This window comes from Nitrospirota bacterium, assembly GCA_016178585.1.
Classification (GTDB): domain Bacteria; phylum Nitrospirota; class Nitrospiria; order JACQBW01; family JACQBW01; genus JACOTA01.
The window spans coordinates 18,490-32,319 of sequence record JACOTA010000002.1 but is presented as its reverse complement, the minus strand read 5'-3'; the positions used below and the strand labels follow the sequence as shown (position 1 = coordinate 32,319).

Annotated in this window: 13 protein-coding genes and 1 tRNA gene; 2 read left to right on the top strand and 12 right to left on the bottom strand. The window is 45.8% G+C overall.

Features of this window, described 5'->3' with window-relative positions:
• From HYR79_00230 to ispE, 12 genes are all read right to left on the bottom strand, one after another.
• Positions 1-858: YVTN family beta-propeller repeat-containing protein (locus HYR79_00230; GenBank protein MBI1820112.1), on the bottom strand; the 858-nt coding region annotated here is incomplete at its 3' end.
• Between the two features lie 435 nt (positions 859-1,293).
• Entirely contained in the window at positions 1,294-2,238 is a 945-nt protein-coding gene (locus HYR79_00225; GenBank protein ID MBI1820111.1) for a DUF2232 domain-containing protein, read from the bottom strand.
• Positions 2,239-2,347: 109 nt separating this feature from the next.
• Positions 2,348-2,635 (bottom strand): 30S ribosomal protein S18, encoded by a 288-nt coding sequence (locus HYR79_00220; GenBank protein MBI1820110.1) that lies wholly within the window; start codon positions 2,633-2,635, stop codon positions 2,348-2,350.
• Positions 2,636-2,785: 150 nt separating this feature from the next.
• Positions 2,786-3,181: a single-stranded DNA-binding protein gene (gene ssb, locus HYR79_00215; protein ID MBI1820109.1), complete on the bottom strand. Its 396-nt coding sequence runs from the start codon at positions 3,179-3,181 to the stop codon at positions 2,786-2,788.
• Between the two features lie 48 nt (positions 3,182-3,229).
• Positions 3,230-3,619, bottom strand: coding sequence for a 30S ribosomal protein S6 (gene rpsF / locus HYR79_00210; protein MBI1820108.1), 390 nt, complete (start codon positions 3,617-3,619; stop codon positions 3,230-3,232).
• 110 nt (positions 3,620-3,729) lie between these two features.
• Positions 3,730-4,818: a redox-regulated ATPase YchF gene (gene ychF, locus HYR79_00205; protein ID MBI1820107.1), complete on the bottom strand. Its 1,089-nt coding sequence runs from the start codon at positions 4,816-4,818 to the stop codon at positions 3,730-3,732.
• 4 nt (positions 4,819-4,822) lie between these two features.
• On the bottom strand, positions 4,823-6,859 hold the full coding sequence (locus HYR79_00200; GenBank protein ID MBI1820106.1) for a sodium-translocating pyrophosphatase: 2,037 nt from the start codon (positions 6,857-6,859) through the stop codon (positions 4,823-4,825).
• A gap of 125 nt (positions 6,860-6,984) precedes the next feature.
• Positions 6,985-7,548 (bottom strand): aminoacyl-tRNA hydrolase, encoded by a 564-nt coding sequence (locus tag HYR79_00195; GenBank protein ID MBI1820105.1) that lies wholly within the window; start codon positions 7,546-7,548, stop codon positions 6,985-6,987.
• Between the two features lie 2 nt (positions 7,549-7,550).
• The gene (locus tag HYR79_00190) at positions 7,551-8,282 is read right to left on the bottom strand and encodes a 50S ribosomal protein L25 (protein ID MBI1820104.1); all 732 of its coding nucleotides are present in this window, start codon (positions 8,280-8,282) and stop codon (positions 7,551-7,553) included.
• 37 nt (positions 8,283-8,319) lie between these two features.
• The gene (locus HYR79_00185; protein ID MBI1820103.1) at positions 8,320-9,261 is read right to left on the bottom strand and encodes a ribose-phosphate pyrophosphokinase; all 942 of its coding nucleotides are present in this window, start codon (positions 9,259-9,261) and stop codon (positions 8,320-8,322) included.
• A gap of 26 nt (positions 9,262-9,287) precedes the next feature.
• Positions 9,288-9,359: transfer RNA gene (locus tag HYR79_00180), tRNA-Gln, on the bottom strand.
• Positions 9,360-9,395: 36 nt separating this feature from the next.
• On the bottom strand, positions 9,396-10,247 hold the full coding sequence (gene ispE / locus HYR79_00175) for a 4-(cytidine 5'-diphospho)-2-C-methyl-D-erythritol kinase (protein ID MBI1820102.1): 852 nt from the start codon (positions 10,245-10,247) through the stop codon (positions 9,396-9,398).
• Positions 10,248-10,400: 153 nt separating this feature from the next.
• Between ispE and HYR79_00170 the strand changes: the two genes are divergently transcribed.
• Together HYR79_00170 and HYR79_00165 are read left to right on the top strand one after the other, a co-directional pair.
• Entirely contained in the window at positions 10,401-11,141 is a 741-nt protein-coding gene (locus tag HYR79_00170) for a Stp1/IreP family PP2C-type Ser/Thr phosphatase (GenBank protein ID MBI1820101.1), read from the top strand.
• Positions 11,138-13,822, top strand: coding sequence for a UPF0182 family protein (locus tag HYR79_00165; GenBank protein MBI1820100.1), 2,685 nt, complete (start codon positions 11,138-11,140; stop codon positions 13,820-13,822). The genes HYR79_00170 and HYR79_00165 overlap by 4 nt, the downstream gene beginning before the upstream one ends.
• Positions 13,823-13,830 lie beyond the last annotated feature (8 nt).

Genomic DNA, 13,830 nt, shown 5'->3' with positions numbered 1-13,830 from the left:
GGTATTGGTCCCCATATTGATCACTGATACGGAGTCGGAATATTCATTGGTAATATAGGCTTTCGAAGTAGTGGAGTTGATGGCAACTCCGTAAGGGGCCAAGCCGACGTTAATCGTCGCCGTAACGGTATTGGTCGAGGGAGTGATGACACTGACGGTATTGGAAAAGTGATTCGCCACCATAATCTTGGAAGTGGCCGTATTGATATCTATCCCCAATGGGCCTGAACCGACGGAAATCGTCGTTGAAATGGTATTATTGGTTAAATTAATGACCGAGACGGTGTTGGAGCCGTAGTTGGTGACATAAGCGCTGTTGTTGGCCGCGTTAATGACCACTCCTTCGGGATCGCTTCCGACAGCCAAAGTCGAAATGACACTGTTATTGGAGAGATTTAAGATCGAGACTGTGTCTGATTTGGAGTTGGCGACTACGGCCACATTGGTCGATGAATTGACCGCAATCCCTCTTGGGTTGTTTCCGACCGGAATGGTTGCGGTAACAGTATTGTTGGACAGGGTAATGACGCTGACGGTATCGGACTGTTCGTTGGCGATGTAGGCTTTGTTCGTGCTGTTATTAATAGAGACGCCGTATGGATGAGAGCCGACCGTGACGGAGGTCGTCGAAAAGTTGGTCGCATTGATAATGGTTACCGTATTGGTGTTGTGGTTTGACACCACCCCTTTGTAGGTCGAGGGGTTATAGGCTCCGCCGCGGGGTTCGTTGCCCACCGAAACGGTGATGACTGAGGGGGTTTGGGAATAAACCCTGGAAAGGGTCAAAAAGAGAAGTGCGGGAAGAGCTAATAAAATAAGGACGAAAAGAGCTTTCCTAAATCCAGGATGCTGACGCATGATGACCCTTTCTTCTATTATATTCAGGGACCCGTCCGCTCCGCCTTCGGCAGATGCTCCGATGCCCCCGAACCCCGCGTTACGCTCGGGCTAAGCCAGTTGCTTCACTTATTTTGTTTTTAAAAGTTTAACCAAGAACAGCGATAGACTTCGCACCCACTTATTAATCATGTCATTGCGAGCACCGAAGGGTGCGTGGCAATCTTATCGTAAAGTCTTGAGATTGCTTCACTTTGTTCGCAATGACAGCTTTCTAACTCTGTTCTTGGGTTCGTGTTTTCAGATTCTTAAAATAAAAATAATTGAAAGGTTTATAACAGGGGGGAATAGATAAAGTCAAGGTTAAATTTGTAAACTTTTTGTAATATTCAAATAGTTGAACCCAGATCAGCCGGTCACGGGTTAAAGCCGGTTTTCCATTGCTACAGGGACCTCTCATCCCTCTACCTGTCTAATCTTCCTAAAATCAATCCACAGATCAAACAACCCGAACAAAGCCACCACAGCGCTTAACAAAGGCCAGATCAGCAAAAGAAAATATGAAAAAGCCTGCCAAAAATGCCTGACCTCCTTTTTTTTAAAAAAGTCGGCCACAAGAGCCAGACCCTGGAAAAAATAGAGAAGCATAAACAGGAGAAACAAATTACCTCCAATGATTTTACCTATCGGGAAAGGAAGGATTAGGAGTGCGCATGAAAATATCAACCCCCATACGCAATGGTCGGGCGCAAACCAGGAAGTGAGCGGGCTAAAATGAAGCGCAGGGGTCTCCAGCTTAATTAAAATAAACCGAACGAGAAGATAGTTTAAAAAAATGGTAAAAATTAAAGCGATTAAATACATTCCGGGAAACAAATAAAAAATAACGGTCGTCAGATCATTGAGGGAAGAATTTAAAAATTCGATCGTTTCCTTATCGATTCCAATCTTTTCGTAGTATTGAATGGTTCCCTTTAAATTTTGCTGAATCAGAGAATAAAAAGAAGAAACGGGGTCAACATGGTTTTTAAAAGCCTGAAAAAACCACATTCCGGCGCCTGAAATTAAAGGAGGAATAATTCCCGCCAGCACCACCCGTTCAATCGCTATCCGTCTTCGAATCATTTCCCCGATAATAATGGAAGACAGGATGTAGGTTGAAATCAGGAAAACGGCTTCATGTTTTCCGAGAACCAGAAAAAAACCAACCGCCAGCAACAGGCTAACCGGTATAAAAACCTTCCATTGATAATGGAGATAAAAAAGAACGAGCGGAGTAAAGGAAAAAAGACCGACCGCAAACCCCGTCCAGTTGCGGAAATAAATGGAAGTGGCAAGGAAAAGCATTACAGCCGTAATAAAGCCGATTTCAACCCATGGAGACTTTTTCCCAATAGCCAAGTTTAAAATTCCTCATCAGATGCGGTCGTTAATCCGGCAACAAAGCAACGGCTGAATTTAAACGCGGAAGTTTAAAAACATCCCTGACCCGCAACGGCTCGGGGCCGATTTATCGTTCTTCGGCAAACGCCAACAGGGCAATATTTCTTGCGCGTTTGATGGACAAGGTGAGTTGCCGTTGATGGCCTGAGCAGTTCCCTGAAATTCTCCTTGGAATGATCTTTCCCCGTTCGGTTAAAAAATTCTTTAAAGTCACCAGATCCTTATAATCAAGGTATTCAATTTTATCGGCACAAAACCGGCACATTTTTTTTCTTTGAAATGTCTTTTTTTCAGTTTTGTCTTTTTTATCTTTTTTATCTTTGGTGTCTCTCATTAAAAAGTTTCCTCTATTCATATTCAGGGTCCCGTCCGGTCTCACTTCGTGAAATCCTCCGATGCCCCCGAACCCCGCGTTCCGCACCGGCTTAGCCGGCTGCTACACTTATTCATATTCAGGGGCCTATACCCCTCGTTCGGTCAGACAAAGCCTGTTCCATACTCTTTTTTAGAAAGGGACATCATTATTGTCGGCGACCTCATCCACTACGGCCTCGGTTTTTTCACCAGATCCATCTCTTTTAGGAAGAAATCGGACACTTTGAGCGACGACCTCATACTTGCTTCTTTTTTGTCCGTCTTCGGTCTCCCATCGTCTTTCCTGAAGGCGGCCATCGACAATCACGCCATTACCTTTATGCAGGTATTGACCGCAACTTTCCCCTTGTTTGCCAAAAACCACAATATCAATAAAACAAACGTCTTCCTTTGTTTCATCTCCTTGTTTATAGCGATGATTAACGGCAATCCGGAAATTGGCCACTGCGGTCCCGGATGGCGTATAACGAATTTCGGGATCTTTTGTCAGGTTGCCCATGAGAATGACTTTATTGAAACTCGCCATTTTAAAACTCCTTCTATCTCTATGTACGCTGTGAAATCGTTCCCAAAGCTAGCTCGGAGACTCCTTCTCGCTGATCGGTTCAAGAGCTTTTTCTCTCGCCGCTTCCACGAGCTTTCCCGCTCTTTGAGCTTTGCTTTCTTCCTCTTTCATATTGAGTTTAACGGTTAAAAACTTGAGGATGCCATCCTGAATTTTTAAATTTCTTTCCAATTCAGCGACAAGAGGGCCCGGGCCTTTGATATGAGAAAGAACATAAATTCCCTTTTTCTCTTTTTTCACTTCGTAGGCCAGTTTCTTTTTTCCCCAGTTTTCCGTCTTGACCATTTGGCCGCCGCTTTTCTCAACAACGTTTTTGACTTTCTCAGCCAGGCCGGCGACATCCTCTTCGGACAAAGAAGATCTTGCAATAAAGACACATTCATAATCATTTAACATCATTAACCTCCCTGTGGATTGATTAGCCCCTGCCTCTTGAGCAGAAGCAAGGACACTAGCAGACCTGTCTTAATAACAGATCCCATTTTTTGCAACACGTCTTTTTTTTTAACCTACACATTAAAACGAAAATAAACAACATCCCCGTCCTGAACCACATATTCCTTGCCTTCAAGGCGCAGGAGGCCTTTTTCCTTAATGGCAGCCTCAGATTTGCAGACCACCAGGTCGTCATAAGAAAAAACTTCGGCGCGGATAAAACCTTTTTCAATATCCGAATGAATTTGTCCTGCCGCTTGCGGAGCCCTGGACCCTTTTTTTATGGTCCAGGCCCGACACTCGTCTTTCCCGGCAGTGAAAAAGGTAACGAGCTTAAGAATCTGATAGGCTTTTCGGATCAGACGGGCCAAACCGGATTCTTCAAGCCCCAATTCAGCGAGGTACTCTTTTTTTTCTTCGGGGGCAAGGGATGCAATTTCCGCTTCTATCGCTCCGCTGACCATCACATAATCCATGTTTTTCTTTTTCGCGATTTCTTTGATCTGGTCGACCCATCGATTTCCCGTTTTAATCTCATTCTCCGAAACATTGGCAACATAAAGAACCGGTTTTGCGGTCAAAAGGTTGTACTCTTTCAACCAGATTTTCTCTTCTGGCGACGTTTCCTCGATCGGTTTCCCGGCCTCAATCAGGCTTTTAACCTTTAAAAGAAATTCCGATTCCCTTTGCGCCGCTTTATCCCCGGTTTTCTTCTTTTTTTCGGTCCGGTCAATTCGCTTAAGAAGAGTCTCCAGATCCGCTAAAGCCAGCTCTGTTTCTATAATTTCAATGTCATAGACCGGATTGACTTCTCCGTGAACATGCACGACATCCGGATCTTTAAAACACCTGACGACATGAATCAGCGCATTGACTTCCCGTACATTCGATAAAAATTTGTTTCCTAACCCCTCGCCCTGACTGGCTCCTTTCACCAATCCGGCGATGTCTACAAATTCAACGGTCGCCGGCGTTTCTTTTTTCGGCTGATAAAGCTCGACCAGCTTCTGAAGGCGGGAATCGGGAACAGGAACAATCCCCACATTCGGATCGATCGTGCAAAAGGGATAATTTGCGACTTGAGCTTTCGCCGCCGTTAAGGCGTTAAATAATGTCGATTTTCCGACATTGGGAAGACCGAGTATGCCACAATTAATGCCCATTCTTCTACTTCATAAAAGGGACAAGGAGCAGTGCGACAATATTGATGATCTTTATCATCGGATTGATTGCCGGTCCGGCGGTGTCTTTATAAGGGTCTCCTACGGTATCCCCGGTCACCGCCGCTTTATGGGCTTCACTCCCTTTTCCCCCAAAATTTCCCTCTTCAATATATTTTTTTGCGTTGTCCCATGCGCCGCCGCCGCTGGTCATGGAAATTGCGACGAAGAGGCCGGTCACGATGGTTCCTACCAGGACACCTCCGAGCGCCGCGGGTCCCAAAAGCAGCCCCACGATGATCGGGGTAACCACCGGAATAATCCCGGGAAGAATCATTTCCTTGATCGCGGACTTGGTCACGATATCAACCGCTCTCCCATAATCCGGCTTTGCCGTTCCTTCCATAATTCCGGGAATTTCTTTAAACTGTCTTCGAACCTCCTCAACAATTTGTCCTGCCGCCCGTCCTACCGCTTCCATGCTCAATGCGCTAAAGAGGTAAGGGAGAAGTCCCCCAATAAATAAACCCACTAAAACATAGGGGTCACTGAGGGTAAACACGATGACCTTCATTAATTTTGCGTTAAGATCCTGGGTATAGGCAGAAAATAAAACCACAGCGGCCAAACCAGCCGACCCGATTGCGTATCCTTTTGTTACCGCTTTCGTCGTGTTTCCCACCGCATCCAGGGGATCGGTAACCGCGGCCCGAACCGATTTATCAAGGCCGGCCATCTCGGCAATACCTCCCGCGTTATCGGTAATCGGGCCGTAGGCGTCCAGGGCCACAACAATTCCCGCCATGGAAAGCATGGAAACCGCCGCGATAGCGACTCCGTAAATATCGGCAAAATAATAAGCACCGAGAATCCCCGCCCCGATCACGAGAACCGGCAGAGCCGTCGCCTTCATTCCAACAGCCAGCCCTGCGATAATGTTTGTCCCGTGGCCGGTTTTAGAAGCCTCCGCGATATGACGAACCGGCTTATAATGGGTTGAGGTATAGTACTCGGTAATGACCACCAGGGCCGCTGTAACAATCAATCCAATCAAGGCCGACCAGTAAAGATTGTTGACCGGAGTGGCGCCGACGCCTTCCATTAAGAACCTGGTCACTGGATAAAACGCTAATGCCGAAAGGATTCCGCTCGCCGCAAGACCCTTATATAAAGCCCCCATGATATTTTGACTCGGGCCGAGCTTAATGAAAAATGTTCCTATAATAGAGGCCACGATCGAAACCGCTCCAAGAGCAATGGGGAAAATCAGGGCCTTGGGCGAGTTGCCAAACGTCAGTTGCCCCAAAAGCATTGCCGAAATAATGGTGACGGCATACGTTTCAAAAAGGTCAGCGGCCATTCCGGCGCAATCCCCGACATTGTCTCCCACGTTGTCTGCAATCACAGCAGGATTCCGAGGATCATCTTCCGGAATTCCCGCTTCCACTTTGCCCACCAGGTCGGCTCCCACATCCGCCGCTTTCGTATAAATGCCTCCCCCCAAACGGGCAAAAAGGCTAATCAAACTTCCTCCAAAACCAAGACCAATCAAAGGGGTAATCGAGGGCGCGGAACCTGCGGGGGTCATCATATACAAAACCGCATAATAGCCGGCGACTCCTAAAAGACCAAGCCCCACCACCAAAAGACCTGTCACCGCCCCGCCGTTCACTGCGATTTTGAGACCTTGAGCCAACCCCTGTTTGGAAGCTTCAGCCGTCCGAACATTCGCTCGAACTGAAACATTCATGCCCACGTAACCCGCGGTAGCGGATAATAAAGCGCCGATAGAAAATCCGATTGCCGTTGCCGCGCCTAAAGCAATCCATAAAACCGCAAACAAAAACAACCCCACCATTCCAATGGTCGTATATTGGCGGTTTAAGAAAGCTTTTGCCCCTTCCTGGATAGCCTGGGCAATGATTTGCATTTTTTCAGATCCGGGACTTTGTTTCATAATCCAGCGGGATAAAATCCCCCCGTAAACCACCGCGGCAATCGCGCAACCAAACGAAAAAACAAGAAATCCCTGAGTGACATCCATCGACATTCTCCTAGTCTATTTTATTCAGGAGCCCGTTCGGTTTCACTCCGTGAAATCGTCCGATGCCCCCGAACCCCGCGTTCCGCACCGGCCAAGCCGGCTGCTTCTCTTAATATTTATCTGTATTACCTCTGATTATAGAGATTCATGGCTTGATGAGCCCCTGAGGATAGAACCTCTTTAACCGCTTCAGCGGATTTTTTAATCATCCCCTGTAAAACAACCTGCTGTTCCTTGAAAAAGGGAGACAAAACAAAGGAAACCACATCTTCGTTTTCGACGGGTCGGCCAATCCCCGCCCGGATACGCAAAAATTGATCCGTATTCAGAAAGTCCATCAGGGAGGCTACCCCGTTATGTCCCCCTGATCCCCCTTTCAATTTAATCCGGATTTCTCCAAAGGGAATATCGAGTTCATCATGAATAATGATGAGCCGGGCAGAGCTTTCATGAAAATAATCGATAATCTGTCGGACAGCGATACCGCTTTGATTCATGAAAGTCGCAGGTTTTACCAACAAAACCTTATGGGAAAGAAGCAATCCTGAACCAGATTCATATAAATTATTTTTTTTATTGATGAGAATCTGGTTCGTTTCAGCTAAATAGTCCACAACCATAAAGCCGACATTGTGGCGGGATTTTTCGTATTTTTGTCCGGGATTTCCCAAACCCACAATAATAGTCACGCTTAACTCTTGGCTTTAGTCTCTTTCTTCTCCTCTTTTGCCTCCTCTTTTTTGCCTTTTGCCTCGCCTTTACCTTCTGCCGCTCCTTCTTCCTCTTTTTTCTTGCCGATCACTTCAGGTTCTTTAGTTTCTTTTGGCACTGATTCCAGCAGAGCAGACAGCTTTTCTTCTGAAATAGGCGCTGAAACCGATACGACAACCTGGCGTCCTTCCGATAACATCTGTATCCCTTCAACCAAAGGGATTTCATCCACGTGAACAGCCCCCCCAATGGGCAGTGAAGAAACGTCAAACTTAAGATGATCCGGAATGGCTAAAGGAAGGCCTTCAATTTCAACCTCACGGATGAGATGCTGAAGAATACCCCCTTCTTTAACACCGACAGGATTCCCCACCATTTCCAGGGGAACTTTAACCCGCAAAGGCTTATCGATCGAAATTTCAAATAAGTCTACGTGGAGGACCGCGCCGGTTAAAGGATCTTTTTGAAAATCTTTGAAAATGGCCAGCCGATCCTGCTGATTTTCTTCTCCCTCAATCTTCATGTTGAGAATGGTGTTTTCACCCGTTTTTGAATGGATCACCCTTTTAACATCGGAAGGGTTCAAAACAATCCGGGCAGACTTTCCCGCGCTATACAAAACAGCCGGAATTTTCCCCTGAAACCTTAACTGCCTGGCCGGTCCTTTACCGCTTATCTCTCTTTTTTGGACTGTCAAATCTACTTTTTGCATTTCATTCTCCCTTAAAAAAACTGTTTTTCTTCATTCACTAAACAAATAAGGAACTTACCGATTCCTCGATATGAATTCTTTTGATCGCTTCACCTAAAAGAGGAGCCACCGAGAGGGTTTTAATTTTCGGACAACCCTGCTCCTTCCCGTTTAACGGAACGGTATTGGTCACCACAATTTGATCGATCGGCGATTCATTCAGCCTTTGAATGGCAGGACCCGATAAAACACCATGGGTGCATCCGGCAATGATTTTTTTTGCGCCCGCATGATGAATGGCCTTTGCCCCCTCAGAAATGGTCCCGGCCGTATCGATCATATCATCTACCATCAGAACCTCTTTGTTTTTAACATCGCCAATCAGATTCATAACCGTTGCACGGTTTGGGCCCTCTCTCCGCTTATCGATGATCCCCAGGCCTGCTTTAAGGCGTTTTGCATAGGCTCTCGCCCTTTCCACACCTCCCGCATCGGGAGAAACCACTACGATATCTTTAAGCGCTTGATTTTTAAAGAAATCCAGAAGAATCGGCGTGGCATAAAGATTATCCACCGGAATATTAAAAAACCCCTGAATTTGACCCGCATGCAGATCCATCGTCAGAACCCTGTTCGCTCCCGCCGTGGTAATCAGATCGGAAATGAGTTTGGCTGTAATCGGAACTCTCGGCTGGTCTTTTCGGTCCTGCCGGGCATAGCCAAAATAGGGAATCACAGCGGTAATCCGGCCGGCCGAAGCCCTCTTGAGCGCGTCAATCATAACCAGCATTTCCATTAAATGCCGATCAGCCGGATCAGAAGTCGATTGAATGACAAAAATATCCATCCCTCTGACATTTTCATCAAGGCGAACCTGCGTTTCTCCATCGCTAAACTGGGAAACCGTTGCCCGACCCAATGGAATTGAAAGGTAATCGCATATTTCCTTAACCAGGGAAGTATTTGAGTTTCCTGTAAAAATTTTCATTTCCATGGACATCTTTTACCCGAATTGAATTAACTTGATTGGGGCGCCAGGATTCGAACCTGGGCATGCGAGATCCAAATTCTCGTGACTTACCGCTTGTCGACGCCCCAATAATCCTTTAGTTTAAGAAATTTTTTCGAGACCTGTTAAATGGGCCGGACGACTTGAATTCCCGTGTGAGAAAACGCCTTTATCAGGTTTTCTCCCGCCTCTCTTGCTTTTTTTTCCATCGAAAAAACCGCAAAAATGGTTGACCCGCTCCCGCTCAGCAATACTTTTTCAGCCTTTTCCTGATATAAACGATCTTGAATCTCTCTTAATCCTGGATATTTGCCAAAGAGGACGGTTTCAAAATCGTTTTTAAAACCTTCTTCTGCCAGGGTTTGAAAACTTGAGATTTTATTATGATTTCCCTTTTTTGTCAATCCATTTTTATCAGGGTTTCGGGACAAATCCCAAAGCTGATAGGCTTCAGCCGTGTTGATTGAGAAAGAAGGAAACACCAGCAAAAGCCAATAATCCGCAGGAAGGACAACCGGCTGGATCATTTCGCCCTTGCCGGAAACCCATGCGGAAGAAGTCCGGTAACAGAAAAAAGGGATATCGCTTCCCAGGGAGGCTCCCATCTCCCCCAGCTCGATCAGGGAATAGTTTAAACCCCATAATTCGTTTAATTTTAGAAGAGTCGACGCCGCGTTACTGCTCCCGCCCCCTAACCCGCCTCCGATCGGAATATTTTTTTTTATCGAAATCCGGACGCCTTTTTTTATTTTGGCTTTTCGAGCTAACAAATCGGCGGCCCGATAGGCCAGGTTTGAACCATCCACAGGAAGGCCTTGATCATCGGATTCGATGACAATCCCATGTTCTTGAGGTTCAAATTCTAACTCATCGTATAAATCAATTCTTTGAAATAACGAAATCAGGTTGTGGTAACCATCCGGACGCCTGTCTAAAATTTTCAAAAACAGGTTGATTTTTGCGTAAGATTTGACCATGGCCCCAATATACCTTTTTCGAAATTTAAAGGGCAATTGAAAATTGAAGAGGTTTTAGCGCAGAATTTTCAAAAGCCCGTTTCTTGAAAATGGCCTAGACATCGTCAGGAGACTTATATAGAATTAAGTTTTCTACTTTGGAGAGGTTTCCCCTTGCCGATACAGGTTTCCGCAAAAAGCGATAAAGGTAAAGTGAGAACGGCCAATGAGGATTCCTTCGGTATTTTTCCTGAAGGATCGTTATTTATCGTTGCCGATGGCATGGGGGGACATAAGGCGGGAGAGGTTGCCAGCAAACTGGCTGTTGAAACAACTTATAACGCCCTCCGGGTAAAAAAACAACCCGATGATTCCCGGCTTGAACAAATATCCCACTATTTGAACGATGCCATCCAGAAAGCTAATTTAAAAATTTTCGAGGAGGGAAAAAAGAAACCAGAAACAACCGGCATGGGCACAACAGTGGTGGTTGCCTGGCTTCATCAGAATAATGCCTCTATCGGATATGTTGGCGATAGCAGGGCTTATCTTTTAAGGAAAAGTAATTTGCGTCAATTGACATCCGACCACTCTCTGGTAAACGATTACGTGACGAAAGGGATCCTCCAGCCGGACGAAGTGGAACATCACCCATTGAAGCATGTTTTAAGCCGGGCGGTCGGAACCCAGGAACATGTTGAAGCTGATATTATCAATCTCCCATTGCAGTCAGACGATTTACTTCTCCTCTGCACAGATGGTTTAACCAATATGCTCCAAAAGGATGAAATGGAAAACTTGCTTAACGGCCCCGAAGATCTCGAGAAAAAAAGCCAGCTGTTAATCGACCTCGCCAATGATCATGGCGGAGCGGACAATATCACTCTTTTGCTCATTCAGTTTCAGAACCCATGATTCAGCGAATTAGAAACCTGGCCCTTCTTATCCTTTTCATCACTCTTTTCCTCTTTTCGGGGGATTTAATCTCTCTTTATGTCAATTCCCTCTGGTTTTCAGAAATTCATTATGAACAGGTTTTTTCAAAAACCCTTTTCACTGAAATTCAACTGGGGAGCGTCTTTGGCATTTTATTCTTTTTGCTGATTTACCCCAACCTCCTTTGGGTAAACCGTTTTAAAACAACCCGTCCGTGGGGGATGTGGGAAAGCCAGCTCAATACGCCTCCATTTAACCTCTTGAAGAATTATTTTCCTCTCGCCATCCTTTTGGTTTCCTTTGCCGGGGGCGTTCTGAGCGGGGTTCAGGGTTCCAGTGAATGGAAAAGTTTTCTATTGCTCTCCAATCCCTCATCCTTTGGGAGACCAGATCCCCTGTTGGGAATTGATCTTGGCTTCTTTGTTTTCAAACTTCCCTTTATCACCTTTCTCCAACATTGGTTTACCGTCTCAATTCTGACCATCCTGGCTTTTGTGGTTCTTTTTTATATTTTCAAGGAAGGAATCCGGGTTAATCCCCAAGGTTTTTCCATTGATCAGAAACCATTACAGCATATCAGTATTCTGATTGCCCTCTTTTTTCTGGTGCTGGCATGGGGATACCAGTTGGATATTTACAACCTGGTCTATTCCAGACGCGGGATCGTCTATGGGGCGGTTTACGCCGACATTTATACAAGACTACCCGTTCTAAAATTTTTGACACTTTTATCTCTTCTGGCAAGCGTCCTAATGATCGTTAGCAGTTTCAGAAAGGGTTACGGGATACCCCTGGCTGTCATCGGGACAGTGGTCGCGGTTCAATTTCTCGGGGGAAGTATTCTGCCTGACCTCGTCCAGAGATTCAAAGTCGCCCCCAATGAAATTGTAATGGAACGCCCCTATATTGAACGGAATATCGAAAATACCCGGTTTGGCTACAATTTAAATAAAATTGAAGTCAAAGAATTCCCGGCGGCGGATAATTTGAACAAAGAAGTCCTTTCAAAACATGAAACAACGTTAAAAAACGTCCGTCTCTGGGACCACGCACCACTGGCGGTCACTTATCGCCAGCTTCAACAAATCCGACCTTACTATGATTTTGTCGATGTCGATAACGACCGATACTGGATTAACGGGGAGTATCGTCAAATCACGCTGTCTCCCAGAGAACTGACGTATAAGAATCTACCGATTAGAAACTGGATCAACGAACATTTAACTTTTACACACGGTTATGGGGTATCCCTCGGGCCTGTCAACCGGATTTCAAAAGAGGGTCTTCCGGAGTTTTTCATCAAAGACATCCCGCCGGTTTCAACCATCCCTTTAAAAATCACCCGTCCCGAAATTTATTTTGGCGAGATTCCAAATGAATATGTTTTTGTCCATTCCAAAGCCAAAGAATTTGATTATCCCTCCGGAGATTCCAATGTTTATACGACTTATCAAGGCAAGGGTGGGGTCTCCCTTTCGTCTCTCGGACAAAAGCTGGTTTTTGCCGCTTATTTCGGCAGTTTAAAAATCTTGCTTTCAAATGATCTTACCGCCGACTCCAGAATCATGTATTTCCGGAATGTCCAGGAAAGGGTTTCCAGGCTTGTCCCGTTTATTACGCTGGACCAGGATGTCTATCTGGTCATTACCGATGAAGGCCGTTTGGTCTGGATGTTAGACGGCTACACCACGACGTCGATGATTCCCTATTCCCAACCTGTAGCCGGTTTTGGAAATTACATCCGGAACGCGGTCAAAATCACGGTCGATGCCTATGACGGGTCAATCCTCCTTTACATGAGTGATCCGGAGGATCCCATTATCCAATCCTATGCTAAAATATTTCCAGGGCTCTTTCTCCCGCTCGAAAAAATGCCAAAAGATTTGCGAAGCCATATCCGGTATCCCGTCGACATGTTTAATTTACAGGCTTACCTTTATTCGACGTATCACATGAAAGACCCGCAAATTTTTTATAATAAAGAAGACCTCTTTAATATCCCCAAGAAAGGGGATCGGGCCATGGAACCTTATTATACGATCATGAAGCTTCCACACGAAAACAAAGAAGAATTTGTCCTGCTCAACTCTTTTACGCCTTCAAAAAGGGACAACATGATTGCGTGGCTTGCCGCAAGGTCGGATGAACCCAATTACGGAAAGCTGATTATGTATCTTTTCCCCAAACAAAAACTGATTTACGGACCAAGGCAGGTGGAGGCCAGAATCGATCAAGACGCCTTTATCTCCCAGCAGCTCTCGCTTTGGAATCAGCGCGGTTCACAGGTCATTCGCGGGAGCCTGCTGGTTATTCCGATTGAAGACTCGCTTCTCTATATTGAGCCGCTTTATCTCGCCGCTGAAGCAGGCTCTCTTCCGGAATTAAGAAGGGTTATTGTGGCTTACGGAAATCAACTGGTCATGGAAGAGAATCTTGAAACGGCTCTCCAAAGTCTTTTTGGCAAAAAACCGGCCCCGGAAAGCCCGCCTTCTCCAGAACCTGAAGGGAAAAAAGTCACGGAAACGCCTCTCGGGAAAATTGCTTTCGATCAATTTCAAAAAGCGCAACGGTATCTCAAAGAAGGAAACTGGACAAACTATGGCGAAATGCTCCATCAACTGGAGCAAACCTTAACTCAATTAGCCCGGGATAAGAAATAACGGATCAG

Bases quoted from the DNA above. Each gene is read 5' to 3' on its own strand.
- HYR79_00185 (MBI1820103.1), bottom strand. From the start codon at position 9,261: ATGTCCATGGAAATGAAAATTTTTACAGGAAACTCAAATACTTCCCTG.
- rpsF (MBI1820108.1), bottom strand. From the start codon at position 3,619: ATGATGTTAAATGATTATGAATGTGTCTTTATTGCAAGATCTTCTTTG.
- ychF (MBI1820107.1), bottom strand. From the start codon at position 4,818: ATGGGCATTAATTGTGGCATACTCGGTCTTCCCAATGTCGGAAAATCG.
- ssb (MBI1820109.1), bottom strand. From the start codon at position 3,181: ATGGCGAGTTTCAATAAAGTCATTCTCATGGGCAACCTGACAAAAGAT.
- ispE (MBI1820102.1), bottom strand. From the start codon at position 10,247: ATGGTCAAATCTTACGCAAAAATCAACCTGTTTTTGAAAATTTTAGAC.
- HYR79_00200 (MBI1820106.1), bottom strand. From the start codon at position 6,859: ATGGATGTCACTCAGGGATTTCTTGTTTTTTCGTTTGGTTGCGCGATT.
- HYR79_00190 (MBI1820104.1), bottom strand. From the start codon at position 8,282: ATGCAAAAAGTAGATTTGACAGTCCAAAAAAGAGAGATAAGCGGTAAA.
- HYR79_00220 (MBI1820110.1), bottom strand. From the start codon at position 2,635: ATGAATAGAGGAAACTTTTTAATGAGAGACACCAAAGATAAAAAAGAT.
- HYR79_00165 (MBI1820100.1), top strand. From the start codon at position 11,138: ATGATTCAGCGAATTAGAAACCTGGCCCTTCTTATCCTTTTCATCACT.